The following is a 26,228-nucleotide window of genomic DNA, read 5'->3' on the forward strand; positions in this document are numbered from 1 at the left end:
TGCGAGGAGCCCTTCAAAGGATCTGAAGAACGATGAACCAGATGGTCGCCAAGAGAAACGGCGGGATCGTTACGGCAAACCTCAATGCCCATTTCTGAAGCCACCATGGCCTGTTGAAGGGCTTATGTCCCAGAAACGGCTGGATGAGTCGCTGCCGAATGTAGGCGGGTGTTGCCGTTTCGCCAGGGGGCAATCCGATGGCTTCATCGATGCCGGCGCGAATGCGGTTGCGTTCCGGCTCACTGAGTTCAAGCCGCGTGAGTTCTCGATCAAGCAGGATCGGTAGAGGGACCCCCTCAGCGATCACGGCAAGGGCGGGGTAGGGATGCCCGGCAAAAGCCTCCGTCGGCAAAGCGCTGCGGTCGCCCTGCGATCTGATGTAAAGCGGCGCCTGTTTCGGCGCCATCCGGGTGTAAGCGGTTTTGGTCGCGTGAGGCGCAAATGGGCTGCCTGGAATGTAGCGCAGAACACGCTTGCCGCTGACATCGACGATGACGGGTTTCAGCAGGTACCTCCGGCCGGCGGCGCGGCGGGCAAGCAGGATGGGTACCGCCTTCATCAGCATCACGAGACAGAACGACAGGAGGCTCACGCCGAGGATGAGCCGCAACGCCGATGTGCGAAGGCTGCTGCGATAGTCATGGGCAAGGCTGACATATTCCGGGCGGTCGGCCGCGATGGTGATGCTGCCCTGCCGGCAAGGCCCTGGTTCGCCAACGGAGCGACCCGCCAGCATTTGCTGATGGGGCCGGCCGTCGTGGACAAAGCGAACTTCCATAGCGCACTGCAGACGTTCCTGCGGGCCGCTCTCCTCGGGAGCACAGTCGATCGCGCAGATCTCGGCACCGCTGATGAAAGTGGGGTTCCGGTTGATGAAATAGTCGCGCCTGATCTCGTCGATCGACAACATTAGCAGCCCGATGGCAATCGGCAGCGGCAGGATTGCTGACAGCAGGAAGAGGAAACCGAGGGAGAAGCCAGGGGCAACGATGCGGACTGCGCGGTTCGGGAATGCACGCTCGATTGATGTCATCATTCCTTGTCAGCCGCCCTCATGTCGCCCTGAAACCTTTCGCGCCTGCCGGCGGGCGATCCGAATCGCCATGCTGCAACGGAGCATAGCCCAGCTCCGGCGTGCGAGAGAGATGGCGCAGATGATACATTCGGAACTGCATGGCAAAAGATCGCCGGTAGCGGTAGCCGGCTTACTCGGTGGCCTGGTACGAACCGCATCGGGCCAGACTTGTTATGGTGACAATTGCGGGTACCCGCGGGCGTTGAAATCGATTTCGAATCCGGGGTTTATGCGCTACGACTTTATGAGGAGGCAGCGCCATCTTTGTGCCTGTGATGGCACGGCGTTGCGAGGAGCCAGGCAATGTCCGAACACCATCACGATCATCACGATCATCACGATCACCACGATCACGACCACCACCACGACAACCACTTCACCGACATGGAAGCGCGGGTGAAGGCGCTGGAGACGGTGCTGACGGAGAAGGGGCTGATCGATCCGGCGGCGATCGATGCCATCGTCGAGACCTACGAGACGAAGATCGGACCGCGCAACGGCGCGCGCGTGGTGGCAAAGGCCTGGGTGGATCCCGAGTTCGCCGAATGGCTGAAGCGGGATGCGACCGAGGCGATCGCCAGCCTCAGTTACACCGGCCGGCAGGGCGAGCATATGCGCGCCGTATTCAACACCACTGACACCCATAACCTCGTCGTTTGCACGCTCTGTTCCTGTTACCCCTGGTCGGTGCTCGGTCTGCCGCCGGTCTGGTACAAGGCGCCGCCCTATCGCTCGCGCGCCGTCATCGATCCGCGCGGTGTGCTCCAGGAATTCGGCCTGAGCCTGCCTGAGACGACGCGGATCCGCGTCTGGGATTCGACCGCGGAACTCAGATATCTGGTGATCCCCGAACGCCCGGCAGGGACGGAGGGGCTCAGCGAGGAGGAGCTTGCGGCGCTAGTCACGCGCGACGCGATGATCGGCACGGGCCTCGCCCTTTCCGCGGAGGCGCTTCGATGAACGGTCCGCACGATCTCGGCGGTGCCCACGGCCTCGGCCCGGTGGCGCCGGAAAAGGACGAGCCCTATTTCCACGGCGAATGGGAAAAGCGGGCGCTCGGCGTCACGCTCTCCTGCGGCGCCTTCGGCGCGTGGACGATAGATGAAAGCCGGCATGCGCGCGAAAGCCTGCCGCCGGCGACCTATCTGTCGGCGAGCTATTACGAGATCTGGACGCGGGCGCTGGAGACGCTGTTGAAGCGCCACGGCTTCGTCACCCAGGCCGAGCTCGATGGCGGCCACAGGCTGGAGCAGGGGACGGCGCCGAAGCGGGTGCTGAAGGCCGATATGGTGGCGGGTGTGCTGGCCAAGGGTGGCCCCTGTGATCGGCCTGTCGATGCCGCGCCACGTTTTGCCGTGGGTGACCGGGTGCGCACGAAAAACTTCAATCCGGAGACCCATACGCGCCTGCCGCGCTATGCTCGCGCCAAGCTCGGCCGCGTCGAGGCGGTGCAGGGCTCCTTCGTCTTTCCGGACGACAACGCCCATGGCCGCGGCGAAAATCCGCAATGGGTCTATACGGTCGTTTTCGACGGGCCGGAGATCTGGGGCGAGGGCGCCGACCCGACGCTGACGGTGTCCATCGATGCCTGGGAGAGCTACCTTGAGCACGTGTAAGGTGACATCGCCGCTCATCGCCTCGGCCGAACTGCCGAAGTCGCCGGAGGGCGATCCGGTCTTTGCCGAGCCCTGGCAGGCCAACGCCTTCGCCATGACGGTGCGCCTGCACGAAAAGGGCGTGTTCTCCTGGCCGGAATGGGCAGAAGCGCTTTCGGCCGAACTCTACAAGCCCGGCCGCAAGGTCGATGCCAGCGACTACTACGACTGCTGGGTGGCGGCCCTCTCGCGCCTCGTAACCGAGCTTTCGCTGGCCTCCGGCCGCGAATTGGAAGACCTGACGGCGAGCTGGCAGCGGGCAGCAGAAGCAACGCCGCACGGCAAGCCGATCGTGATCGAGAACGATCCGCTCAGGTAGGTGCGGCCGCTTCGCAAGGTCGGTGCGGCTTTGCCCCTCATCCTAGCTTTCTCCCCGCAGGCGGGGAGAAGGGACGTGCCCTTTGTCGCCCCCGGCACTTGGCGTCATCGTCGAAAGGTGAGCCTGAGTCGAAAGGTGAGCCTGACGGAGCACCTGGGTGACGAGCGGGCGCCACACGTTTCACTTTGCCATCTGCGGCTAGAGGGAGCCGGTGGCGGCGGTTCTACCCGTCGCGAAGGCTGGGACTGATTTTGGCGCGGCGAGGATTGGCGCTGACGGGCGCGCCCAGCGGTTCTCTCCCCGCCTGCGGGGAGAGATGTCCGGCAGGACAGTGAGGGGCACGCGCTCACGGGGCGGAGGGAGCATCCCGCTACCGCGCCTGCGGATTCCACGGGTTCCTCGTTTCAAGCGTAATAGGCGGCCTGATCCAGATCGGAGAGCAGATCAGGACCGATGGGTCGCCACCCGAGAACGGCGCGGGTATGGGCGCTGGAGGCGGCCATGTTGCCGCCGGCCATGCCGGCGAACCAGCCGAAATGGACGCGCGGGCGGGCTTCGACCGGCAGGCCGAGATTGCGGCCGACGACCTCGGCGATCTGCCGGAACGGGATCCTTTCGTCCGCCACGGCGTGGTAGACGCTTTCGGTCGTGCCACTTTCAAGCGCAAGCCGATAGACGCGTGCTGCATCGTCCCGGTAGACGCCCGACCAGCAGTTGGCGCCGTCATCCAGATAGGCCGAGACGCCGGTCTGGCGCGCCAGGCGCACGAGGATGGGGATGAAACCGTAATCGCCGAGGCCGTGAACCGAAGGTGCGAGCCGGACCGTTGCCGCCCGAATGCCGCGCTCGGCAAGGGCGCGGGCGGCGGCTTCGGATTTGCGCGGCACGGCGGCATTGGGGCGATCGGTTTCTGTCGCACCGAGCGGCAGCCCGGCGAGACCCGAAGTTACGAGTAGCGGCCGAGCCGATCCGGCGAGAACCTCGCCCAGAAGCGCGATGGCGCGCTGATCTTCCGCCGCACTTTCCAGGAAACTGGAAAAATCCTGGTCGAGCGGGCCATGGACGAAGTCGTGCCTGAAGGCCGTGTGGATGACGGCATCGGCTTGGCCAGCGGCCCGCTGCAGGATCGCCGCGGACTGAAGGCCGCCTTCGACGACCGAGGCCCCGGTTGCGGCGAGGGTTGCGGCCTTTTCCCTGGAGCGCGCCAGGCCGGACACCCTGTGCCCCGCCGCGATCAGGTCCCTGACCACGGCCGATCCGACCCAGCCGGTCGCGCCTGTTACGAATACATGCATTGCAGTTCTCCTTGATTGGGTGGACCACGCGGGTCCGTGAAGCGATGGCGCCGATCAGGCGAGGCGCATCGTCACTTCGATGTCCTCGGCAAACGGCGTCGACAGGTAGGTTCCGGCCGCTGAGCGGATGTAGTCGAGATATTCGGGGCAGCTGTCGGCGTCGTCGGCGATGATCAGGGCGCCTCGGCGCAGGCGAGGCTCGATCAGCCTGAAGACGTCGAGGTAGATCGGTTTTGCCCCGTCGAGCAGCACCAGGTCGATCGCATCGGGAAGATCGGCGAAAGTCGAAAGCGCGTCGCCTTGGCGGATCTCGACGAGATCGTCGAGACCGGCTGCCGCGAGGTTCTGTCCGGCCCGCGCCACCTTCGCCGGTTCGAATTCGCTGGTGATCAGCTCGCCGCCGCCGTTGTCGCGCAGCGCCGCCGCCAGAAAGAGCGTCGAAATGCCGAAGGACGTTCCGAATTCGACGATCCTTTGGGCGCGGCTCGCGCGGGCGAGCATGTAGAGGAGGTTGCCGGTCTGACGCGAAACCGGAAGCCACAGATCCTTCAAGAGCCCGTAGAGCTGCAGATATTCGGTCTTGCTGTGAAGCAATCGTTCGCGTTCGCCTGCGGGCAGTTGCGCGACTGCGGGGCTGGTCGCGGCATCGGCCTCGTCGAACAGACGGTCGAGAAGGCCCTGGAGAGGTTGGCTGGTAAGCGTGGACATCGGATGTTCCTTCGTTTTCGATGGGCTTGCGTTCACGAAGAAAAATACGAATAATTCGTCGCATTCGCTAATCGCATTACAGGCGCTGCCAATGGCAAACAGATCAAGTGTCCGTATTTCTTCACGAAAAGCGCCCAAGCAGGCGCGCTCGAACGAGCTGGTAAAGGCCATTCTCCAGGCTGCTGTTCAGGTTTTGGAGGAGGAGGGCGCGCAGCGTTTTACCACCGCTCGCGTGGCGGAACGGGCGGGCGTCAGCGTCGGGTCGCTGTACCAGTATTTTCCCAACAAGGGCGCGATCCTGTTTCGCCTGCAAAGCGACGAGTGGCGGCAGACGTCGGGGCTGCTGGCGACGATCCTCAGCGACGGGTCGCGCGCGCCACTCGATCGGCTGCGGTCCCTAGTTCACGCCTTCCTGCGCTCGGAATGCGAGGAGGCGGCCGTTCGGGTCGCCCTGGGCGACGCGGCACCCCTTTATCGCGATGCGCCCGAGGCGCGGGAAGCCAAGGAGGCCAACGATCCGCTCATCGACCGGTTCATGATCGAGCTTCTTCCGAACGCACCCGCCGACACCAGAGAACTTGCCGGCGACCTGGTCATGACGACGATGGCGACGGTGGGGAAAGATTTTTCGGGAACGGCGCGCAGCGATGCGGAGATCGAGGCCTATGCGGATGGGATGGCCGACATGTTCTCGGCCTATCTCGTGGCGAAAGGTGCCAGCACCTGACCCATGCCAAAAGCCCTAGGATGTCCCGGCGATTTTGAGCGGAGGGGACTCGTGTCACGTTAGGTGAGGCGAGTGTGCGGAGCCGACCGTAACACTCTGATGCGGCTCGCCAACAAGGCCGGAGCAGCAGGCGCGCTTGGTCCTCAGCTCTTCGTCGCCTCGCTCTTTTCGAACTGCCGGTAGCATTCATCCGCCACCTGCTGCAGCAGATCGCGCGGCACCTCGCCGGTGACGGCGTAGCCGAGCGGGCCGTCGATCCAGTAGAAGGTCTCGACGCCGTCGTTCTCGTCGATGCGGAACGAGGTTTCGCGGTTGTCGTCGTTGCGGCCGAGCAGCACCGTCAGCCGCCGGCCGGTGCCATCCTCATACATGAACATCGCGCCCGCCTTGCCGTTGACCGGCAGCAGCCGGCCGCCGACCAGCGAGAAGCCGAGCGAGGAGAGATCGGGGATCGAGAGCGGATGATCCAGACGCTTGCCGAGCCAGGTGGCGAGATGGGTCTGGTCGTCGGCGCCGACTTCGACGGCATGGCGCACTTCGCTGGCATAGACCAGGAAGGCCGATTGCGCCTGGCGCGGCAGGCTGTCGGCCGTCTGCGTCGGCCGGGGGCTTTGTTCGGGCGAGAGCAGTGACGGCGCGTAGAGGCCAGTGAGGCCGCCGGCCACAAAGAGCGCCAGCCCGGCGGCGATGGCGCGGGCGATGCCGGCAAACGATCGGGTGTCCTTGACGGCGTGCTGTTGCGGGCGTTCGCTGCCGTTGCTCAGAAGCAGCTCCCGGTCATCGGCGTCGCTGCGGGCATACCCGGCAAAGAGCGCGCGCAACTCGATCGCCTGCGCCCGCCATTGCCGGACCTCGTCGGCCTGCGCGGGGTTCTGCTCGAGCCATTGCTCGATCCGCAACCGCTCGCGCGGGCCAAGGGCGCCGTCGACATAGGCGTGCAGGTCGTCTTCGGAGACGGTGTTGTGGCCTTCCGTCATTTCGGTCTCCGCATGCTGATCACATTGTCGTCCTTCATGGCTTCTGCAAGCTGGCGCCGCGCGCGCGACAGGCGCGACATCACGGTGCCGATCGGTATGGCCATCATCTCGGCCACGTCCTGGTAGCGGTATCCTTCGATTACCACGAGCATCAGCACCGAGCGGTTCTCCGTGGAGAGCCCGTTCAGCGCCCGTTCAAGCCGCGAGCGCTCCAGCGGGTCGCTCTCGTGGGTCTCGGCCTCAAGGCCCAGGTCCTCGTCCAGCGCCACCTGCGGGTGCATCGCCACATAGCGGTGCCGGTTGCGGCCGAGATTGGTCATGATGGTGAAGGCCCAGGCGCGCAGGTTCACGCCGCGCCACTGCGCGCGGCGCGAAAGCACCTTCTCCACGCAATCCTGCAACAGGTCCTCGCCATCCGGGTCCGAGCGCACCAGGCTGCGGGCATAGCGCCGCAGTGCCGGCACCAGGGCCAGCACATCCTCTTCGAACCGGTCGGAGGCGGGGTGTTCCCCCGCATCCTCGTTGCCGCCGTTACGGCTTGGCGACATTCCATTCGCCCTTCTTCATGCCGTCGCCGGTCATGTCACCCATCTTCTTGTCCTTGATGAAGAAGTAGAGCGGCATGCCGTCCTTGGCCCACTGCTTCTTGCCGTCCTTACGCTCGACGAGCGTGTAGGCGCCATCTGCCTTGGCGCTCGCCTCGGCCATGAATGGCGGCCAGTTCTTGGCGCAATCGTCGTAGCACATGGACATGCCGCCATGATCGTCCTTGTAGGTGTAGAGCGTCATGCCGTTTTCTCCGGCCAGCACCTTGCCCTTGGCGGTCTCGACTTCCTTGACCGGCGGCGCGGCGAAAGCCGTGACGCTGGCCGCAAGCAGCATGGCGATCGTCAGTGGTAACGTTCTCATGGCAATTGTCCTTCCTCAAGATGGTTTTCCTGTCCGGAAACGGGCGAAAAGCCTCCTCGTCCCGTTTCCGCGGGAGCCGCATGGTGCAGATCCAACCGTAAGACACGACACGCACAGGATTTATTCCCGGAGAACGGGCGGAAGTTTCGGTTGGCCCTGTCTCCGCTCGGACGATAGGACGCAACCGGCCACGCGACGTTCATCGCGTGGCCGGTGAGAGGGTGACAAGGATGGTGACCAGCTGGCGGCGATCCGCTCAGGGTATCAGAACCACCGACCCGGTCGTCCGCCGGGCCTCCAGGTCTTCCTGTGCCCTTGGGGCGTCGAAAAGCGGATAGGTAGTGATCGCAGGCGCACGAACGACGCCTGCCTGCATGGCGCCGAACAGCTCCCGCGCTGCCGCTTCGTACTCGCCACGGTCGGCGGTGTAATGGGCGATTGAGGGGCGGGTGACGTAGAGCGAGCCCTTGGCCGAGAGCGAGGCGACGTCGAGCGGCGGGACGGGACCGGAGGAAGCGCCGAAGGAAACCAGCGTGCCGCGTGGGCGCAGGCAGTCGAGCGACCTGGCGAAAGTGTCGGCGCCGACGGAATCATAGACGACATCGACACCCTTGCCGCCGGTGATTTCGCCGACGCGGGCCCGGAAATCCTCTTGGCCGTAAAGGATGACATGATGGCAGCCATTGGTCCGGGCGATCTCGGCTTTCTCCGTGGAGCCGACGGTGCCGATGACGGTGGCGCCGATGTGGCTCAGCCACTGGCAGGCAATCGAGCCGACGCCGCCGGCGGCCGCGTGGAAGAGCACCGTGTCGCCGGGCTTCACGGCAACGCAACGCCGGATCAGGTATTCGACGGTCAAACCCTTGAAGACGAGGGCTGCGACCTCTCGGGTCTCCAGTTCCTCCGGCAGCGCCAGCGCCCGGGCGGCGAGCAGGTTGCGGTGGGTGGCATAGGCACCGGGCGGGCCGCCCACATAGGCGATGCGTTGGCCGATCGAAAAGCCTTCGACGCCTTCGCCAAGCGCGGTGATCACGCCGACGCCCTCGACGCCGATCCCGCTCGGCAGGGGTAAGGGGGCCGAGCCCCGGCGGTGGTAGATGTCGATGTAGTTCACGCCGATGGCGAGATGGCGGATCTGGATTTCGCCGAGTCCAGGGTCGCCCAGCGTCTCGGCCTTGAAGGCGAGTACCGACGGATCGCCAAATTCGGAAAATCGAAAGGTCTCGATATTGATCGTCATGCTGTTCTCTCTCCAGATGTCGCCAAAATCTGCTTGATTTTCCGATTTCGGTCGAGAAACCTTTCTGCAATACCAGTTTCCAAAAATGGAAAGCGAAGATGGATTGGAACGATCTCAAGTTCTTTCTGGCCGTCGCCAATGCGCGCTCGCTGACTGCGGCCTCCGCCAGGCTTAGCGTCAGCGCCTCGACGGTGTCGCGCCGGATCGAGGCGCTGGAGGCGGCGTTGCAGGTCAGGCTTTTCCGGCCGCACCGCGACGGTTATGACCTGACCCCGGCGGGCGAGGCGCTCTTGGCGCCGGCCGAGCGGGCCGAGGCGCAGATGCGGGTCTTCGAGCGCACGGCACGGGAGAAGGACAGCGAGCTCGCCGGCCCGGTGCGCATCGACGTGCCGGAACTGTTGGGGCAGGAGGTGTTGATGCCGGGGCTCGCGGGCTTCCTGCTGGAGCATCCGGACATCCGCCTGGAGATGCACTCGAGCGTGCGCCCGGTGCGGCTTGGCGGCGAAGAGGCCGACATCGTTCTGCGCCTGGTGCGGCCACAGCAGGGCAACTATCGTCAGCGCCGGCTGGGGCAGCTCGCCTTCGGCCTTTATGCGACGCCCGGCTACATCGCGCGCCACGGCATGCCGGGCACTCCTGCCGACCTCCATCGCCACCGGCTGGTCGGCTGGAGCGAAGAGCTGAGCTACCTGATCATGGTCGCCTGGCTCGAAGCGCTATGCCCGGGCCTGCAGCCAGCGATGCGTTTCTCTTCGCTCGGCGCGCAGATGGCGGCGGTGAAAAACGGGCTCGGTTTTGCCGTGCTTCCGGCCTTTGCGGCCGAAGCGGCAGGCTTCACACCACTGTTGCCGCAGGTGCCGCCATTGGCCCCGGATCTTTGGCTGCTGGTTCATGAACAATCGGCCGAGCTGCCACGCGTGCGGCTGACCAAGGAAGCGGTCACCACCGTGATGGCGCGCTTCGCTGCGCGATCGGCGGAAAGCGCCTGAGGATCGCAGACGTTTTTTCGTGAGCGAGCGGCCGATGGCGCTAGCCGGCCGGTTTCCAAGGGGCATCAGAACGGCGAACGCCTCGGAAGCCGGTTTCCACCTGTTGCAGAACCGTCTCGTCGTCGGTGGTGATTTCGTAAAATGTGCTGTCGATGGCGCGAACGACGATCCAGGGTCTGTCCGCGGCGCCCGGCAGAAAGCCGGTGAACTCTCCCCAGATGACTTGCAGAACGTCTTGCGCAACGGCGGCCAGTTGCCGGCCCTCGACCATCCTGCCGGACTGGGCCCAAGTCTCGAGAACGTCGCCGCCGGGACCGGTGGCATCGAACCATTGATAGCCTGCGTCGACCGCGGAAACTATCCACGACGCGCCCAGCGAGCGCGGTGCGAGGCGTTGCAGGATGTCGCGCAGGTCGAAGGGAAGCGCGGCTCCCGGAGGTCCGTAGATTCTGAGCGTCTTCACCTGTGTTCTCCCGGCAGCGCATTGGAAACGTGCCAGGCCAGCATCGTCAAGCCCGGTCGGCGACGAAGCGGGCAAGCGTCGGGCCGATCATGGTGATGATCAGGAGGCGGGCGGTCTGCAGCGCCATGACGAAGGAGAGGTCGACATTGCTCGAGGCGGCGATGACGGCGATCGAGTCGAGCCCTCCGGGGCTGGTGGCGAGATAGGCGGTCAGTGGATCGATGCCGACCACCTTGATCAGAAGCAGGGCGAGCAGGCCGGAGAACGAGATCAGCACGACGATCGAGATGATCGTCGGTACCAGCGCGCGGCGGGCATGGATGAGGATCTGGCGGGTGAAGCCAAGGCCGATGTTCCAGCCGAGCATGGCAAAACAGATCGCCAGCAGCCATTGCGGCAGCGCGGTGGTCATGACGCCCGAGACGTTCAGCACGGCGCCAAGAAGGAATGGCAGCAGGAAGGCGCCGGCGGGCACGCGCAGGAAGCGGCCGGCGAGTGCTGCTCCGAGCCCGACGGCGATGGTCTCGAGGAAGAGCAGGCCATCGATCGGCGCGAACCAATGGGTGGTCTGCTCGACTTCGGCGCCGGTGACCCACATATGCGCAACCACGGTTGCGGTGCTGGCGACGAAGATCACGCGCAGATACTGCATGAAGGCGACGAGGCGCGCATCGGCGCCATAGGCGTCGGCCATCAGCAGCATGGTCGAGGCGGCGCCCGCCGACGAGCCCCAGATGGCCGTCGTGCCCGGCAGGATGCGCATGCGCGTGATCACCCAGCCGCAGAGCGTGCTGACGGCGATGACCGAGAGGATGACCGCGAGAAACAGCGGCCAGTTGCCGGAGAAGGTGGCGAGCATGCCCGGCGTCATGGCGCCGGCAATCATCATCGCCAATATGAACTGCACGCAGAAGAACAGCTGGCGCGGCAGGCGGATGGTGCCTCCATTCATGCCGACGAGCACGGCGGCCAGCATCGGGCCCATGAGCAGCCCGGCCGGAAGGCCGATGAATTCGAAAAACGAGGCAAGGACGATCGAGACCGCCAGCAGCAGGCTCCATTGCAGCCAGGGCGCGAGCCGACCGATGCCGACCTTGTCCGGGGTGGGCGGCGCAGCTGGCTTGTCGGTTTTCACGGGCACTCTCCGGCATGACCCGGAAAGGCGGGAACGGCCACCGGGGCCGGCCTTGACGGGCTTCGAGCGATGGTCTTCGCCAGCAGGAGCGCGGGCGCCATCACGTCACGCTCGTTAGCAACAATGCGGCGTTGCATTCAAGGGGCAGAGCAAGAAAGTGCCACAGGAACGACAGCGGGGAAGGCAAGCGCCGTGCGGGCAGGCGGTGAAATGAGAAAAAAACGTGAACAAATTCCGCCGGCCGAAAGCCTTGTTGCCAGGCGCGGTGACGAGGCGCGAGCTTGATTTTACGGGGTAATTTTGCGCGCGGCGGTGATGTTCGCGATGCCGGTTGTCTCTGGCCCTCCGGTGGTGCCGCAATTCCGGGCTTGCGTGTGCGGCCCGAATCCTGACACTCAGCCTCATGCAATTCGCACCGCAACAGGACGAGGCCCTGAAGGCCGTTTCGCAATGGCTGAAAGAGGGCCGCTCGCCGCTCTTCCGGCTGTTCGGCTATGCCGGTACCGGCAAGACGACGCTGGCCCGGCACTTTGCCGAACATGTCGATGGCGACGTGCTGTTTGCCGCCTTTACCGGCAAGGCCGCGCAGGTGCTGCGCTCCAAGGGGGCGAGCAACGCCAAGACCATCCACTCGCTGATCTACCGGCCGCGCGGCGAAGAGGAGGTTTCCGACGAGGAAACCGGCAAGACCTCGATCGCGCCGATGTTTTCGATCAACCGCCAGAGCCCGGTCGCCAAGGCCGCGCTGATCATCGTCGACGAATGCTCGATGGTGGACGAGGCGCTCGGCAAGGACCTGATGAGCTTCGGCACGCCGATCCTCGTGCTCGGCGATCCCGGCCAGCTGCCGCCGGTTACGGGCGGCGGCTTCTTCACCAACCAGGAGCCGGACTACCTGCTGACGGACATTCACCGCCAGGCGCGCGACAACCCGATCATCCAGCTGGCGATGCAGGTGCGCGAAGGCAAGGAAATCATGCACGGCGACTACGGCACCACGCAGGTGATCGGTCGCGGCCAGGTCAACCAGGAGCTGGTGCTCGAGGCCGACCAGGTGCTGGTCGGCACCAACAAGACCCGCCGGCGCTACAACCAGCGCCTTCGCGAGCTGAAGGGCTTCACCAGCGACTACCCGCAATCCGGCGACAAGCTCGTCTGCCTCAGGAACGATCCCGCCAAGGGCCTGCTCAACGGCTCGCTCTGGCAGGTGATGAGCTCGTCCAAGGAGACGGTGAAGCCTGGCATCAACCTGATGATCCGGCCTGAAGACGACGACATGGATCGCGGTGCCGCCAAGATCAAGCTCTTGAAGGCGGCCTTCGAGGATGTCGAGGGCGAGATCCCCTGGACAACGCGCAAGCGCTACGACGAGTTCGACTACGGCTATGCGCTGACGGTGCACAAGGCGCAGGGCTCGCAGTGGAACAATGTCGTGCTCTTCGACGAGAGCTGGGCGTTTCGCGATACCCGCGAGCGCTGGCTCTATACCGCGATCACGCGGGCGGCGGAGCGGCTGACGATCGTTCGCTAGGCGGGGCGGATCCCTGAGGAAGGGGCGGCGCCGTTCGCACGCAGCTCGCGTGTCGCGCTCGGGCCGTTGGCTCCATTGACAATCCAGATTCGGCCTATACTAATTCGTGATGGCCTTGTGTTGCCCGCCGCTCACGCCACGTTTGGTATGGTGAAAACACCTATGTGATACCCCCGTTCGACTTCCAGCCCTTGGGCCGTCGGTCAGCAATGTGAGCTCTGACATTTGGTTGCCCCTGGAGGAACTGGAATGCTTAGAACCGCCGGTATCAAAAGCATGGCGAAAGCCCTGCGACAGGCGCTCAGTGATCGCAAGATGGACCTGTCGCACAGCGACTGCCTGGAATTGATTGCAAAGCAATTTGGGGTGAAAGATTGGAACGCGCTTTCCGCAGCGGTCGGCCAGGATGCGGGCGACAAGCCGCTTCTTTTCTCGGCCGAGGGCAATGAGATAAAGTTCCATCGCACGACGCAAAGGCTCGATGTCAACGACACCGACCTGGCGGGATCACGTTTCAACGACGCCAATCTGTCGGCAACATCGTTCAATCAGATCAATTTTTCCGGCGCCAAGTTCAACGACAGCAACATGACGGGCTGGTACGTGAACGACGTTAATCTGTCCGGAGCGCAATTCCAGAATATCAATCTCTCCGGGGCGACCTTTTCCAACTGCCGCATCGCCGGCGTTACGCTCGACGGGGTGCCGCTCGAAGACATTGTCGAGGCCTATCGAAAAGCGCAGATGATCTAATCTGCCAAATGAGCCGGATGCGCTAGCGCTTCGTCGCCATCCAAATCATGTGGCGGGCGCCGCCGCGTTTGCCGTTGGCGCGCACGTTCACCTCGTCGGTGGCATAGCCGACTTCGCGCAGGCGGCGGGTGAAGGCGCTGTCGGGTGCCGACGACCAGACGGAGAGCACGCCGCCTGGCCGAAGGGCGGCTTGCGCGGCGCGAAGGCCGGTGTGGCTGTAGAGGCTGTCGTTGGAAGGGCGCGTCAGGCCGTCGGGGCCATTGTCGACATCGAGCAGAATGGCGTCATAGGCGGCCTTCTTCGAGCGGATCAGCGCGCCGACATCGCCGACATGGATATCGACGCGGGGATCATCAAGCGTGCCTTTGTGCAGATCGGCCATGGGGCCGCGCGCCCAGTCGACGACGGCGGGAACCAGTTCGGCGACCACCACCCGCGCATCCTCGGGCACGACGCCAAGCGCTGCGCGCAGGGTAAAGCCCATGCCAAGGCCGCCGATCAGCATGCTCAGGTTTTTCCGGCCGGCGATGTGTTCATGGGCGAGTGTCGCCAGCGCTTCCTCCGAGCCGCTCAACCGGCTGTTCATCAACTCGTTCGAGCCGAGCATGATCGAGAATTCCTGCCCGCGCTGCTTCAGGCGCAACTCGTCGCCGTCGCCGGGAATGGTTGCGCGGTCCAGCTCTATCCAGGGAAGCATCGGGGTCTCTCATCCATATCTTTTCACGCGCCCTCGTAACACGCGCATGGTGATGACGACACCGCAATGTCTCTCGTTCAAGTGAATTGTGCCGCGTGGACCGGTAAACTGTGAGGCGCGCCTTACGGTGGCAGGCCTGCGGGCAGGGGCTGCGGGAGAGCGTCGCGACTTAGGCGAGGCGCAACGCGACCTCGTCCCCGTGACGCACGAGAATGCCGACGGCAAGGCATCGGGGCATTTGCCGTGTTCGCGCTATTCCGCCGAGATCATGCCTGAAAGCACCGCCTTGGCGATCGCCTGGAAGCGGTTGTTGGCGCCGAACTTGCGGATGATGCCGGCCTCGAGGGTGAGCGCTGCCGCCACGTCCATGTCCATCAGCCCGGCGATGCGCGCTGCCGGATAACCGTCGGCCATGAAGGTCAGGCATTCGCTTTCGATCGGCGAGAGGTGGACATGGCCGTCGTCGTCGGTAGCTTCGCCTCCGTCGGTGGTTTCGAGCAGTTCGGTGATGCGCTGCATCTGCCGGCGCAGGTTGGCCTGCTGGGCGGCGAGTTCGCGCCTTCGGGCAAGCAGGGCGTCGCGAAACAGCTTGTCGGCTTCGGCCTGTTCCTCGGTGCCTGCAAGGGCAGTCAGCAGTTCCAGGATGGTCGAGATCGGCATGTCGATTTCGCGGCAGGCATTGATGACCGCCATGCGGCGAATGTGATCTTCGTTGTAGACCCGCATCGGTCCCATGCGGGCGGCGGTCAGGAGCCCCTTTTCCTCGTAGAAATGCAGCGTGCGATGGGTGACGCCGAAAGCGTCGGCCATGTCGGCGATCGCCAGCGGCGTCGTGGGGTCGTGGTGGGGAAGCGGCAGGTCCGGCAGAAAGCCGACACGATCAGGCGCGGCCAGCACGCCCTCGAATTTCCAGTGGTCTCGCGGCATGTCGAAGGTCCCCGGTCTACAGCCTGCGCGTCTTTCGGCGCGCTGTTTCTGCATTTTCCTGAATCGAGACCGACCCAGGCGTGCGCGCAATCCGCGTCCGGAAGCGGTGGCGATCGCCGGGTCTCAAAGGTGCGGACGGATCCGCGCGGTGAGGCACTCGTTGATCGTCAACGACAATACCTGCTGCTCGGTTGGGGCACCTCCGCACGCAAGGCACGGTTTACTCAGGACATCGATGCTTGCCTGACGAGCACCCAGGCACCCATTCCCAACGCATGCGTGTACCGTATACGCGAATCGCTAATATGACCAGTCTTTAGTAAGGCGGGTGAGTATGCTGGACCGGGGTCCGCAGCCGCTTCATGCGGGCCGGCTCTTGGCCGCCCCGCCGGGCACGTTCAGTGTCCGATGACCTTGAGCGGGCTGTTGGCGCTGAGGATGAACAGCGGTTCGTCGCCGCGCAGCGGCGAGAGTTTCTGCTGGCAGGACCAGGCGGTCTCGAAGGTGTCGCGGGTGAGGTGCTTGCGATAGCGCTGGGTAGCGGCCATGCAGCCCATCAGCGGGCTTTCGATCTGCTCTTCGCGGGCGTGATTGTAGATCTCGCCATCGAGCGAAAACAGTTCGGCGGCGAGCGACATGCTCTCGAAAAGCAGGTCCGGCTCGGTCTCGAGCCGCTTCCAGGTGATGAAGTCCTGGCGCAACGGCACAGTCTCGCCGTCATGGGAGAGCGTGACGCGAATACCCTGGGCCGGCGCCTCGTACCAGGTCACCTGCACGGTGAAGGAGAGGGCGGAGTTGCGCGAAACGGGGCGGCCGGTGTCGCCGTCGGTGGCGCGCGCCAGGGTCTTGTGGCGCTGCGCGGCAAGCCGAAGCGCGGTGGCGAAAGCCTTGGCGTCACCGTTTTCGGCGCCGATCAGCTTCACCGTTACCGAGGGCAGAACCCGTTCGGTTGCGTGGCGGGCGTTGAAGAGCTTGGCCTGGGCGTCGAGGTCCAGCGTCATTTCCTGCGACGGCATCGGCGCGAAGAGCAACAGCGGCAGGACGCTCAGAACGGAGAGCGGCGAAGAGAGCGGTGCCGGCGGCCAAGTGGGGCGATGTCCGGCAAACCGTCGCTTGGCCGGCTTCGGCTGGCGCGACGCGGGGGCGACCGTTTCGGCCACTTCCGTCCGCGCGTGGCGATATTCCGGAACGTAGGTGCCCTTGGGGATGGCGATGCGCCATTCTTCGTCGGCGCCGTCGCCCTCGTAAAAGGCCTTGAGCAGCTTGCGCAGCTTGCCGGCATGCACCCGCACCAGCGGGTCGCTGTCGGCGTTGAAGGCCTGCGGCCGGTCGAAGACGTCGATGGCGATCGAGTAGCCCTTGAGCTGATGGCCTTCGCCGATCATCTCCTTTTCGACGACATAGGAAAGAAACGCCCGCAAGCGCTCGGAACGCGCGAAAGCCTTGCTTTCGAGGATGCGACGGAGCGTCCGCCGTATCGTCTCATCGCAGGGTCTTTCGACCGTCGTCATCGGTGCTTGCTCCAGGGTCATGTGATCTAAAAATCTAAGAAGGCGATCGCGGCTTAGGCCAAGGCCATTCGATCTGATTCGGAAATTTAAGGCCAAAAGAAGTGGTTGTCAGGGGTAGTAGACGCCAAATTTGAGTTTTTTCTGAAATAAACGTAAAAATTGCGTCCTTAATCCCTGTGACAGATCGTAGCGGTGACCGCTCACCCGGTGCCGGCGCGCCGTCGGCGCGAAGGTTTCGATCCGGTGATTGAGCTTTCCTGCATATTAGAGAGATCGATTGTCAAGATTCGATCAAGACAAGGCGGGCAAATGCACTGCGCGCCATTGCCGCGGCCATTGCATTGGTACTCCTTGGAATTGCTGCATAATCCCGACCTCAAACCGTTTCTGCTTTCGTTAAATATGCAGTAGAACATTGCATCCACATTGCCCGCATCGGGTCGTGAGCGGCCCCGCCTCTGGAAAGTTCAGACATGCCTGCAAAACTGTCCGTGAATCTGAATGCCGTCGCAATGCTTCGCAACCGGCGCGATCTGCCCTGGCCGTCCGTCACCGCACTTGGGCGCATCGCGCTCGAAGCCGGCGCCGCCGGCCTGACGGTGCATCCCCGGCCGGATCAGCGCCATGTCCGCTTTTCCGACCTGCAGCCGATCCGCGACCTGATCGACGGTGCATTTCCGGCGACGGAATTCAACATGGAAGGCTACCCGAACGAGGAGTTCCTCGGTCTCGTCGAAGCGCACCGGCCGGAGCAGGTGACGCTGGTGCCGGACGATCCAGCGCAGGCGACCTCCGACCATGGCTGGGATTTCCGCAAGAACCACAATCTGCTCGGCAATGTCGTCGGCCGGCTGAAGAGACAAGGCTTTCGTGTCTCGCTGTTTGCCGATGGCGACGAGGACATGGAAGCGCTGCGCATCGCCAGGGAAACGGGTGCGGACCGCATCGAGCTTTACACCGGCCCCTATGGCGGCTGCTATGACGATCCGGAGAAGGCCGAGAAGATCGCCGGCGAACTCGGCCGTACGGCGGCGATGGCGGCCGAGCTCGGTCTCGACGTCAATGCCGGCCACGACCTGACGGTCGCCAACCTGCCGCTGCTTGCAAAACACATTCCGAACCTTGCCGAAGTGTCGATCGGCCATGGCCTGACCGCCGATGCGCTGGAATACGGCATGGCCGAGACCGTGCGCCGCTTCCGCCGCGCCTGCGGCCAGGAGGTCTGATCAGAGGTCTGAGGCGCCTTCGCCATGAAGGAAATCTTCGTCGTCACCCACACGCAGTCAGTCCACCATGTCGAGGGCAGGGTGGGCGGTTGGTACGACACCGGCCTGACCGAGCGCGGCCGAAAGGATGCGGCGGCCACGGCCGAGCGTCTCGCGACCCTTGTCGGCGGCAGGCAGGTCGAGATCTTCAGCTCCGACCTTTTGCGCACGGCCGAAACGGCGTCGGCGATCGCCGCGCGCCTTGCCGTGCCCGTGACGGAAACCGCCGCTCTTCGCGAAATCAGCTATGGCGAGGCGGGCGGCAAACCGCAGGCCTGGCTCGATGCGCGCTATACCGCGGCGCCTGATGACAATCGGCTGGATTATAATTGCGGCATCGAGGGTGCGGAAACTCGCCGCGACGTGGCGCTACGGGTCTACCCTTGCGTCGAAGCGATTGTGGCGAGGTCTTGCCCAACGCAGATCATCGTCACCCACGGCTTCACGCTGACGCTGGTGATGGCCGCCTGGATGAAGGTTCCGATCGAGGCCGCCGGTTTCTTGAGTTTCCCGGCGAAATCCGGAAGCATCACCCATCTGCGCGAGGATGATTTTTTCAGGAACCGAGCCGTCGTCAGCCTGGCGGATGCCGCGCATCTGGCAAATGAGACGCCGTAAAGCCCTGAAAATACTCAGACCAACGCAGGCGCGAACGCAATGCAATCTGCAACAGGGGCTGCTATAGAGTAGGCCCGTCCTCTCGCCTATCTCCGGCCCATGACCATTCAGACCAGTTTTCGCGAGCGCATCGTTCTCTATGCGCTTCTGACATCGCTGACCTCGATCAGCATCGACGCGCTGTTGCCGGGGCTGCGCCAGATCGGCGCCGATGTCGGCGTCGCGCCGCCGCTTTCCACACAACATGTGATTTCACTGTTCATCCTCGGCATGGCGTTCGGCGAGCTTTTGCTCGGGCCGCTTTCCGATGCAATGGGGCGGAAGAGGGCGCTGGTCCTGGGTCTTGGCGTCTATGCGCTCGGAACGGTCATCGCCATGGTGGCGGGCTCGCTCGAAATGGTCATCCTCGGCCGGTTTCTTCAGGGCGTCGGCGTCTCCGGGCCGAAGATCGCGACCAGGGCGATGATCCGCGACCAGTTCGAGGGCGACGCCATGGCCCGCGTGATGTCGTTCATGTTCACGCTGTTCATTCTCGTGCCGATGCTGGCGCCGACGCTGGCGCAAGGGATCATCGCTGTGGCCGGCTGGCGCAGCATCTTTGCCGTCTATCTCGCGGCGGCCGGCCTTCTCGGCCTTTGGCTGGTGATGCGGCAGCCGGAAACATTGCCGGCCGACAAACGCATTCCCTTTCGCTCGCGGCTTCTCGTGTCGAACGGCCGGCGCATCCTGTCGCATCGGCGGGTAACCTTGCTGATCGTTGCGACCGGGCTCGTCTTCGGCGCGCAGCTTCTCTATCTGAGCACGGCGGCTGACCTCTTCTTCGACGCCTACGGGATCGGCGAGACCTTTCCGCTCTATTTTGCCATGTTGGCGACGGGCATCGGGCTGGCCTCGTTCCTCAATGCCAAGCTCGTGCAGCGCTTCGGCGCGGAGGCGATGGCGCGCCGGGGCTTTGTGGGCCTCGCCGCCGCCGGCCTGGCGATGCTCGTGGCCTCGCTCTACTGGGGCGGGCGGCCGCCGCTTGCGGGGCTGCTGATGCTCGGCTTTGCCGCCTTCTTTGCGGTTGGCGTGCTGTTCGGCAATCTCAACGCCATGGCCATGCGTTCCCTCGGGCAGGTGGCAGGTCTCGGCGCGTCGCTGATCGCCTCCGGCTCCAGCCTTGTCGCGACGGTGTTTTCTATCGCGGTCGGGGCCTTCTACGATGGCACGACGCTCAACCTTTCGGCCGGCTTCTTTCTCGCCGGGGTCGGGGCGCTCGTTCTGGCCGAGCTGGCGCTAAGGGCCGATGCTTCGCCGGTGGAGGCCATCCGGTAGGGAGCGGCAAACGCTGCCAGGCCCGCGTGGCGGCATCAACGTCCCATGCCGCTGTGCCCGGCGCTTCGGATGCCGGTTAAAGTACCCCACCAAAGCAGCGACGGGCTAACCGTTATAGACGACGGAGATCTTGTTTCCGGCGGGATCGCGCATGTAGGCGGCGTACCAGTGCGGCCCATAATGCGGCCGCGGATTGGGGGCGCCCTCATCCGTTCCGCCATTGGCCATGCCCGCCTGGTAGAAGGCATCGACGTCCTGACGGGACTGGACCATGAAGCCGACCATCGAGCCATTTCCAGCGCTTGCCGGCTCGTTGTTGAAGGGCTTGCAGACCCATAAGACGGGACCATTGCCGGTTCCGCCTTCGGAATAGGCGCGCCAGTCTGGAAATTCCGTGTGCGTCTTCCAGCCGATCGTCGCCAAGGCGGCATCGTAGAAGGCATTGGATCTGGCGGAATCCAAAGCACCGACGGTCAGATAAACGCTCATGATGTCCCCTTTTTTTGAAGCGGTGAAACCGGGAGAATCCATAGAGCGAAAACGTGAACAAATCAAGAACAAATGGCGGCAGCCGTCTCGCCGGGCGCCCGATGCCGACAGCATGGCAAATCGTTGCGAGAGCCCGGTGCAAACGCCCGGGCTCCCGCCGGTTGGCTTACCGTTTAGCCCGCAAGTCGCGCTTTGCTCGCTTCGAGGAAGGTGGCGAGCGTCACCGGCGTTGCGCCGGTCAGCGCCGTGACATCGCTCGTCACCATGTCGATGTGACCCCCGCGGGTGTTGGCGTCGAAGGAGACGACGATCGGGATCAGGAAGTCCGGCAGCCCGGCGCTCTTCAGGCCACCTGCAAGCGCCTCGTCGGAGATGTGCACGACGTTGAGCGGCTTGCCGGTCGCCTTGGCGACAAGGGCGGCAATCTCGTCCGTCGAGCGCAGTTCGCCGCCGGTCAGCGTGTAGGTGTGGCTCTCGCCGGTGGAGGAGGCAAGGGCTGCGGCTGCAGCCTTTGCGGCATCGGCGCGGGCGATGTGGGCGAGGCGGCCTTCGCCCGACGAGGAATACCATTGCCCGGTCTCAAGCGCATGGGGCAGCGCCATGAACAGGTTCTCCATGTACCAGCCGTTGCGCAGGATCGTATAGGGAATGCCGGTCGCCTTGATGGCGTTTTCAGTGCCGAGATGATCGGGCGCGAAGGGGATGACGGAGGTCTCCGGGCTCGGCATCGAGGTGTAGACGATGTGCTTGGCGCCGGCCTTCTTCGCAGCCGCAACGGCAGCAAGATGCTGCTTCAGTCGCTTGCCCGGCTGGTCCAGCGCGTCGGTCGAGATGATCAGGATCCGGTCGGCGCCGGCAAAGGCCTGGTCGAGCGACGCGGGATCGTCGAAATCGGCGACGCGGGCCTGAAAGCCTCTGGCGATGTAATCGGCGAGCTTCGCCGTATCGCGGCTGGTGGCGATGATCCGGCTCGGTGCGACGCCGGACGCAAGCAGCTGGTCGAGCACGAGCTTGCCGAGTTGGCCGGTAGCGCCGGTGACGAGCAATGTATCGGACATGGTCTTTACCTTTTCCTGTTTGGGCCGAGACGGAAAACGCGGACGGGACGCCGCGGCGCAGGTCTCGCCGGCTCTTCATGCCGTCGCCTGGGAGATGCGCCGGCACATGGTCTCTTTTTGAGACTTGCTCTTATCCCGTAATCGCAGTAGGGCTGTAAAGGAGGCAGTTTTTTCTGCTGTGGTTACAAAAAGGGTACCGCCGATGAACAAGCCGACCGGAGACATAAAGGGCAAGCGCGTGGCGATCGTCTGCGGCGTGCCGATGGATATGGAAAACTGCCCGGTCCGCGACGTCATGGACAATATCGGCGGCAAGTGGAATTCGCTGATGATCCTGTCGCTCGCCGACGGCCCCTTGCGCTTCTCGCAGCTCCGCCGGTTGATCCCCGATATCTCCCAGCGCATGCTGACCCAGACGCTGCGCGACCTGCAGCGCGACGGCTATATCCACCGCACCGTCTACCCGACGCAGCCGCCGAGCGTCGAATATGCGCTGACCGATCTCGGCCGCTCGCTGCTCGGCTTGCTCAAGCATTTCGTCGACTGGTCGGTGGAAAACCACGGCGCCATTCGGGCAGCGCGTGAGGTCTACGACGCGGAGGCGTGAGCGCTTCGTCACGGCAACGTGGTCCCGTGAGCCGCAGGTTCGTGCGCGCCGTGGCGCGCCTGCCATTTTCGTTTCCGGGACCGTTAGCGTGGTTTGCCCCTCTCCTCGGGTTTAACCCGAGGACTAACCCTCTCCCCGCAGGCGGGGAGAGGGGACTTGCCCGCTCGCAGCGCTTCCGAACGGGGCGGCGGTCAATGGAAAACGAAGGCGCCTATCGCGGAAACGGGCAGGTGCCTGGCTTGGCGAGGGGCGAGGTCAAACGAGCGGGTGCCAAGCGTCTCCTTCGCCCCGCTTGCGGGGAGAAGGTGGCCGGCAGGCCGGATGAGGGGCGGCCGCCCCTTTGAAGCATGATGTAACGTCAGGATCACGCGCGACGTCGTGTCCCGGTACCGCGACCTTGCCCTAGCACTTTGATTTTCCCTATAGTTTCGCCGATCATTGGCGTCACCTCGGGGAACCATGAAGACACTTCATATCGGCATAGCAGGCGCCGGCCCGGCGGGGCTGGCAGCGGCACTGATGCTGTCGCGGCGCGGTCATCGGGTGGAGATCCTCGAGCGGTTCGACGCAGCTTCACCTGTCGGTTCCGGGCTGATGCTGCAGCCGACGGGGCTCACGGTCCTGAACACGCTCGGCCTGCTCGATCCGATTCTTGCACTCGGCAGCCGGATCGACCGGCTCTATGGCGCCGATGCCAGATCCGGACGCACCGTGCTCGACGTGCGCTATGATGCGCTTGCCGGTGGGCGTTTCGGGCTGGCGGTGCAGCGTGCTGCCCTCTTCAACACGCTTCACGATGCCGTCGCCGCGGCAGGGCTGCCGGTCAAGACCGGTGTCACGCTGACCGATGTTCGCATGGCCGGCGGCAAGGCGGTGATGCTGGATGCGCAGGGACGCGAGGCGGGCGCCTATGATCTGGTGATCGATGCGAGCGGCACGCGCTCGGCGCTCGCTGCCGGTTCGACCGCCGCGCCCAGGGTGCGCGAGCTTGCCTATGGCGCCTTCTGGGCGACGCTCGACAGCGACGGCCTCAATCATGATCCGCACGCGTTGGTGCAGCGCTACGACCGGGCGAAGGTGATGATCGGCATCCTGCCGGCGGGCCGGGCGCGGATGGGTGCGCGCGACCGCGTCGCCTTCTTCTGGAGTTTACGGGCAGCGGATGCGGACGTGATACGGCAGGCCGGGCTCGACCGCTGGAAGGCGCGCATTCTCGACTACTGGCCGGATTGTGCGCCGTTGCTCGATCAGATCGGTGACTGGGAGCAACTGACGCTGGCGCGCTATGCGCACCGCACGATGCGCCCGCCGGTCTGCGGCCGCATCGCCTTTGTCGGCGACAGCGCCCATTCGACGAGCCCGCAGCTCGGGCAGGGGGCGAACATGGCGCTGCTCGATGTCGCAGCACTTGCGCATGCGCTGGAGACGGCTGGCGATCTCGATGCCGCACTTGCCGCCTATGCCGCCGCACGCCGCAACCACGTCGCGCTGTTCCAGCTGCTGTCGCTTCTCTTCACGCCCTTCTACCAGTCGGACTCGACGGCTCTCGCCTGGCTGCGCGACCGGCTGGTGGCAACAGTTGCGCGCACCCCGCCGATGCAGGCGCTGCTCGCCTCGATCGTCTCGGGCACGCTGATCGATCCGTTCAAGCCGGCGGGATTGGCCGAATGCGATTGGCAGGCGGTGGGGGACGGCGCAGACGAGCGCGGCCAAGCGGACCTCCCGGCTATTTCCATCTGAGACGGCCGCGAATCCTGTATCAAGGCGATCCGGATGGCGGATGGAGGATTTGATGACGGACGGCGTGGCGGCCATTCTCGTGCATGTGGCCGATACGCAGGCGGGTCTTGCCTGGTATCAGCGCGCATTTCCTGACGCTGAACGACGGTTTCTTGCCGCCTTTGATTTTGCCTATCTGCGGATCGGCACCATCGATCTCGAGATCGTTCAGGCCGACGAGAAGGTGGCGAGCGGGGCTGCCGGTTCCGTCGTCTACTGGGCGGTCGCGGATCTCGATCGGGCGCTTGCGCATTTCGAGGCGCTCGGCGCGCCCCTCTATCGCGGGCCGATGGCGATCCAGGAGGAGCTGTGGATGTGCCAGGTGCGCGACCCCTGGGGCAATTGCATCGGCCTTCGCGGGCCGCGCCCGGGAGAGGACGGCGTCGACAACGACGCGGCGCCCTGAAATGGCGACGCGGGTGGAGATCGTTTCCTATGATCCCAACTGGCCGCAGCGCTACCTGGAGATCGCGCAGGAACTCAGGCGTATCCTGGGTGCGCTGGTGATTGCCGTCGACCATATCGGCAGCACAGCCGTTCCCGACATGCCGGCAAAGGCCGTCATCGATATCGATGTCACCTTGAGGGGGCTTTCCGACATTGTGGCTGCCAGTGCCTTGCTCGTTTCGGCCGGCTATCAGCCGCGCGGCAACCGCTACGACGACGATGTCTGGGCCTTCATGCTGCATGGGAGAGAGCCGAAACAGCGGATCTATCTCTGCCCGCCGGACAACGAGACCCATCGACGGCGCCTGGTCTTCCGCGACCATCTTCGCGGGCATGCGGACGCCGCCTTGGCCTACGCGGCGCTGAAGGCGAACCTCGCCGAGGCCTATCGCCATGACGGCGATCGCTACACCACTGAGAAGACGCGCTTCATCAACGCGATCATCGAGCGCGAAGACCGGATGACGGGAGATCAGTCCGCTATGTCACAGACATCCATCACCTGCGAGATACGCTACCGGCTGAAGTCTGGTGGCCTGGCGGAGTTCGAGGCCTATGCGCAGACCTGGATGACGCTGATCGAGCGGCACGGCGGGACGCATCACGGCTATTTCGTGCCGCGCGAAAAACCCGCAGGCGTCGGCGCCAGCTTTCCGGGGGTGGGCGAAGACGGCGCCGGCGACATCGCCGTCGCACTCTTCACCTTTCCGGACGAGGCGGCGTATCTGCGCTATCGCAGTGATGTCGCCGCGGATCCCGATGGGATGGCAGCGAACGCGCTTTACGCCGACGATCCGCCGTTCGTGAGCTATGAGCGCGTCTTCCTGCAGCCGCTTGCGCGCCGCCGATAGCCGTCTTTGTGGCGGCTGATCCATGTGGCGCGATTGGACAGCCTAGCCTAGCCCTCGGCTAGCTACGCGGCCCGCCTGAGGCAAATCCCATCCAGTGCGAATTCGACGGCAGCTTCCGCGTGGATCGCGGTGGAATCGAAGCCCGGCAGCGGCAAGGCTCTCGGGTCGAGGGTCAGACAGATTTCGGTGCAGCCGAGGATGACGGCGTCCGCGCCTTGCGCTTCGGCCTTGTCGATCAGCTCGATCAGCGCCCGGCGGGAGGAGCGCAGCACCTTGCCGGCGCAAAGCTCATCGAAGATGACATCGTGCACGAGCGTGCGGCCATCCGCATCCGGCACCAGGATGTCGATGCCGTGGCTTCTCATGCGCTCGGCATAAAAGCCGTGCTCCATGGTGTAGCGGGTGGCAAGCAGCAGCGGCCGGCGGCTGCCGGCCGCCTTCAGGCGCATGGCCGTCTCGTCGATGATGTTGATGAGGGGGATGTCGATCGCCGCCTGAACAGCGTCGGCGCTCAGGTGCATGGTGTTGGTGCAGATCAGCACGCAGTCCGCACCCGCCGCCTCGAGACCGCTGGCGACATCGGCAAGCCGCTTGGCGGCGTCTTCCCAGCGGCCGGCCTTCTGCAGGTCGACGATCGACTGGAAATCGACGGAGTGCAGCAGCACCTCGGCCGAATGCAGCCCGCCCAGTTGCTCGCGGACGGCCTCGTTGACCATGCGGTAGTAGACTGCCGAGCTTTCGAAGCTCATGCCGCCGATAAGTCCGATCTTGCGCATAACCATTCCTCTCTGTCCGCTTTTGCCGCCGTCCGTTGCGGCCGTCGTTTGATGGGAGGAACTATGCCGCACGGTCGGCGGCAATGGTTCGCTTTGATCGGATCGAAAGCGGT

Annotated in this window: 29 protein-coding genes; 14 read left to right on the forward strand and 15 right to left on the reverse strand. The window is 64.5% G+C overall.

The features are described from left to right. Positions 1-13: 13 nt before the first annotated feature. Complete coding sequence (locus M2267_RS06600) at positions 14-1,036, reverse strand: hypothetical protein (RefSeq protein WP_429113365.1); 1,023 nt, start codon at positions 1,034-1,036, stop codon at positions 14-16. 342 nt (positions 1,037-1,378) lie between these two features. On the opposite strand from M2267_RS06600, the gene nthA reads away from it, so the two are divergent. Genes nthA through M2267_RS06615 form a run of 3 tightly spaced genes read left to right on the forward strand, consistent with a single transcriptional unit; the run spans position 1,379 to position 3,049 of the window. Beyond that, the gene (gene nthA, locus M2267_RS06605; RefSeq protein ID WP_429113368.1) at positions 1,379-2,035 is read left to right on the forward strand and encodes a nitrile hydratase subunit alpha; all 657 of its coding nucleotides are present in this window, start codon (positions 1,379-1,381) and stop codon (positions 2,033-2,035) included. Then, positions 2,032-2,691, forward strand: a complete 660-nt coding sequence (gene nthB, locus M2267_RS06610) for a nitrile hydratase subunit beta (RefSeq protein WP_429113370.1) — start codon at positions 2,032-2,034, stop codon at positions 2,689-2,691. Before nthA ends, nthB begins: the two co-directional genes overlap by 4 nt. Next, the gene (locus M2267_RS06615; RefSeq protein ID WP_429113372.1) at positions 2,660-3,049 is read left to right on the forward strand and encodes a nitrile hydratase accessory protein; all 390 of its coding nucleotides are present in this window, start codon (positions 2,660-2,662) and stop codon (positions 3,047-3,049) included. The genes nthB and M2267_RS06615 overlap by 32 nt, the downstream gene beginning before the upstream one ends. A gap of 404 nt (positions 3,050-3,453) precedes the next feature. Here the strand turns inward: M2267_RS06615 and M2267_RS06620 are convergent, their stop codons facing one another. Both M2267_RS06620 and M2267_RS06625 read right to left on the reverse strand, forming a co-directional pair. After that, positions 3,454-4,344: an SDR family oxidoreductase gene (locus M2267_RS06620; RefSeq protein WP_429113374.1), complete on the reverse strand. Its 891-nt coding sequence runs from the start codon at positions 4,342-4,344 to the stop codon at positions 3,454-3,456. A 54-nt stretch (positions 4,345-4,398) separates the two neighbouring features. Then, entirely contained in the window at positions 4,399-5,052 is a 654-nt protein-coding gene (locus tag M2267_RS06625) for an O-methyltransferase (RefSeq protein WP_429113376.1), read from the reverse strand. 91 nt (positions 5,053-5,143) lie between these two features. Between M2267_RS06625 and M2267_RS06630 the strand changes: the two genes are divergently transcribed. Then, a complete protein-coding gene (locus M2267_RS06630) occupies positions 5,144-5,779 on the forward strand; it encodes a TetR family transcriptional regulator (protein ID WP_429113378.1) in 636 nt (211 codons plus the stop codon). Between the two features lie 143 nt (positions 5,780-5,922). Here the strand turns inward: M2267_RS06630 and M2267_RS06635 are convergent, their stop codons facing one another. The 4 genes from M2267_RS06635 to M2267_RS06650 form a co-directional block, all read right to left on the reverse strand. Continuing rightward, the gene (locus tag M2267_RS06635; RefSeq protein ID WP_429113380.1) at positions 5,923-6,756 is read right to left on the reverse strand and encodes an anti-sigma factor family protein; all 834 of its coding nucleotides are present in this window, start codon (positions 6,754-6,756) and stop codon (positions 5,923-5,925) included. Next, positions 6,753-7,304, reverse strand: coding sequence for an RNA polymerase sigma factor (locus M2267_RS06640; protein ID WP_043624148.1), 552 nt, complete (start codon positions 7,302-7,304; stop codon positions 6,753-6,755). The genes M2267_RS06635 and M2267_RS06640 overlap by 4 nt, the downstream gene beginning before the upstream one ends. Continuing rightward, positions 7,288-7,665, reverse strand: a complete 378-nt coding sequence (locus M2267_RS06645) for a COG4315 family predicted lipoprotein (protein WP_429113383.1) — start codon at positions 7,663-7,665, stop codon at positions 7,288-7,290. Before M2267_RS06645 ends, M2267_RS06640 begins: the two co-directional genes overlap by 17 nt. Positions 7,666-7,921: 256 nt before the next feature. Then, positions 7,922-8,905 carry a quinone oxidoreductase family protein gene (locus tag M2267_RS06650; protein WP_429113386.1) on the reverse strand — a complete coding sequence of 328 codons (984 nt, stop codon included), beginning with the start codon at positions 8,903-8,905 and terminating at the stop codon, positions 7,922-7,924. Between the two features lie 98 nt (positions 8,906-9,003). Here M2267_RS06650 and M2267_RS06655 point away from each other — a divergent pair, with 98 nt between their 5' ends. Continuing rightward, positions 9,004-9,894, forward strand: coding sequence for a LysR family transcriptional regulator (locus tag M2267_RS06655; RefSeq protein ID WP_429113389.1), 891 nt, complete (start codon positions 9,004-9,006; stop codon positions 9,892-9,894). Positions 9,895-9,934: 40 nt separating this feature from the next. Here the strand turns inward: M2267_RS06655 and M2267_RS06660 are convergent, their stop codons facing one another. After that, a complete protein-coding gene (locus M2267_RS06660; protein WP_429113390.1) occupies positions 9,935-10,357 on the reverse strand; it encodes a hypothetical protein in 423 nt (140 codons plus the stop codon). 46 nt (positions 10,358-10,403) lie between these two features. Further along, entirely contained in the window at positions 10,404-11,492 is a 1,089-nt protein-coding gene (locus M2267_RS06665) for an AbrB family transcriptional regulator (RefSeq protein ID WP_043624153.1), read from the reverse strand. Positions 11,493-11,895: 403 nt separating this feature from the next. Between M2267_RS06665 and M2267_RS06670 the strand changes: the two genes are divergently transcribed. Together M2267_RS06670 and M2267_RS06675 are read left to right on the forward strand one after the other, a co-directional pair. Then, complete coding sequence (locus M2267_RS06670) at positions 11,896-13,023, forward strand: ATP-dependent DNA helicase (RefSeq protein WP_429113392.1); 1,128 nt, start codon at positions 11,896-11,898, stop codon at positions 13,021-13,023. Positions 13,024-13,272: 249 nt separating this feature from the next. Then, positions 13,273-13,776, forward strand: a complete 504-nt coding sequence (locus M2267_RS06675; protein WP_429113394.1) for a glyoxalase superfamily protein — start codon at positions 13,273-13,275, stop codon at positions 13,774-13,776. 22 nt (positions 13,777-13,798) lie between these two features. On the opposite strand, the gene M2267_RS06680 is transcribed toward M2267_RS06675, so the two are convergent. The 3 genes from M2267_RS06680 to M2267_RS06690 form a co-directional block, all read right to left on the reverse strand. Further along, complete coding sequence (locus M2267_RS06680) at positions 13,799-14,473, reverse strand: hypothetical protein (RefSeq protein WP_429113396.1); 675 nt, start codon at positions 14,471-14,473, stop codon at positions 13,799-13,801. A 252-nt stretch (positions 14,474-14,725) separates the two neighbouring features. Beyond that, the gene (locus M2267_RS06685; protein WP_429113399.1) at positions 14,726-15,400 is read right to left on the reverse strand and encodes a MerR family transcriptional regulator; all 675 of its coding nucleotides are present in this window, start codon (positions 15,398-15,400) and stop codon (positions 14,726-14,728) included. Positions 15,401-15,798: 398 nt separating this feature from the next. After that, positions 15,799-16,911, reverse strand: a complete 1,113-nt coding sequence (locus M2267_RS06690; RefSeq protein ID WP_429113402.1) for a hypothetical protein — start codon at positions 16,909-16,911, stop codon at positions 15,799-15,801. Positions 16,912-17,384: 473 nt separating this feature from the next. Between M2267_RS06690 and M2267_RS06695 the strand changes: the two genes are divergently transcribed. The 3 genes from M2267_RS06695 to M2267_RS06705 all read left to right on the forward strand — a co-directional run bounded on the left by M2267_RS06695 (position 17,385) and on the right by M2267_RS06705 (position 20,108). Beyond that, complete coding sequence (locus tag M2267_RS06695) at positions 17,385-18,137, forward strand: pyridoxine 5'-phosphate synthase (protein ID WP_043624171.1); 753 nt, start codon at positions 17,385-17,387, stop codon at positions 18,135-18,137. Positions 18,138-18,161: 24 nt separating this feature from the next. Beyond that, positions 18,162-18,794, forward strand: coding sequence for a histidine phosphatase family protein (locus tag M2267_RS06700; protein WP_429113404.1), 633 nt, complete (start codon positions 18,162-18,164; stop codon positions 18,792-18,794). Between the two features lie 99 nt (positions 18,795-18,893). Then, positions 18,894-20,108 (forward strand): multidrug effflux MFS transporter, encoded by a 1,215-nt coding sequence (locus M2267_RS06705; protein WP_429113407.1) that lies wholly within the window; start codon positions 18,894-18,896, stop codon positions 20,106-20,108. A 105-nt stretch (positions 20,109-20,213) separates the two neighbouring features. On the opposite strand, the gene M2267_RS06710 is transcribed toward M2267_RS06705, so the two are convergent. Then, positions 20,214-20,597 (reverse strand): VOC family protein, encoded by a 384-nt coding sequence (locus M2267_RS06710; RefSeq protein WP_192446668.1) that lies wholly within the window; start codon positions 20,595-20,597, stop codon positions 20,214-20,216. A 173-nt stretch (positions 20,598-20,770) separates the two neighbouring features. Continuing rightward, a complete protein-coding gene (locus M2267_RS06715; protein WP_429113410.1) occupies positions 20,771-21,655 on the reverse strand; it encodes an NmrA family NAD(P)-binding protein in 885 nt (294 codons plus the stop codon). Positions 21,656-21,857: 202 nt separating this feature from the next. Between M2267_RS06715 and M2267_RS06720 the strand changes: the two genes are divergently transcribed. The 4 genes from M2267_RS06720 to M2267_RS06735 all read left to right on the forward strand — a co-directional run bounded on the left by M2267_RS06720 (position 21,858) and on the right by M2267_RS06735 (position 25,339). Next, positions 21,858-22,262 carry a winged helix-turn-helix transcriptional regulator gene (locus tag M2267_RS06720; protein ID WP_429113411.1) on the forward strand — a complete coding sequence of 135 codons (405 nt, stop codon included), beginning with the start codon at positions 21,858-21,860 and terminating at the stop codon, positions 22,260-22,262. Positions 22,263-22,721: 459 nt separating this feature from the next. Further along, positions 22,722-24,002 (forward strand): FAD-dependent oxidoreductase, encoded by a 1,281-nt coding sequence (locus M2267_RS06725; protein WP_429113413.1) that lies wholly within the window; start codon positions 22,722-22,724, stop codon positions 24,000-24,002. Positions 24,003-24,054: 52 nt separating this feature from the next. Next, positions 24,055-24,447: a VOC family protein gene (locus tag M2267_RS06730; RefSeq protein WP_429113415.1), complete on the forward strand. Its 393-nt coding sequence runs from the start codon at positions 24,055-24,057 to the stop codon at positions 24,445-24,447. Between the two features lies 1 nt (position 24,448). After that, positions 24,449-25,339: a GrpB family protein gene (locus M2267_RS06735; protein WP_429113416.1), complete on the forward strand. Its 891-nt coding sequence runs from the start codon at positions 24,449-24,451 to the stop codon at positions 25,337-25,339. A 62-nt stretch (positions 25,340-25,401) separates the two neighbouring features. On the opposite strand, the gene M2267_RS06740 is transcribed toward M2267_RS06735, so the two are convergent. Continuing rightward, positions 25,402-26,121 (reverse strand): aspartate/glutamate racemase family protein, encoded by a 720-nt coding sequence (locus M2267_RS06740; protein ID WP_429113418.1) that lies wholly within the window; start codon positions 26,119-26,121, stop codon positions 25,402-25,404. Between the last annotated feature and the right edge of the window lie 107 nt (positions 26,122-26,228).

The sequence above is a fragment of the Ensifer sp. KUDG1 genome (assembly GCF_050434285.1).
GTDB lineage: Bacteria > Pseudomonadota > Alphaproteobacteria > Rhizobiales > Rhizobiaceae > Ensifer.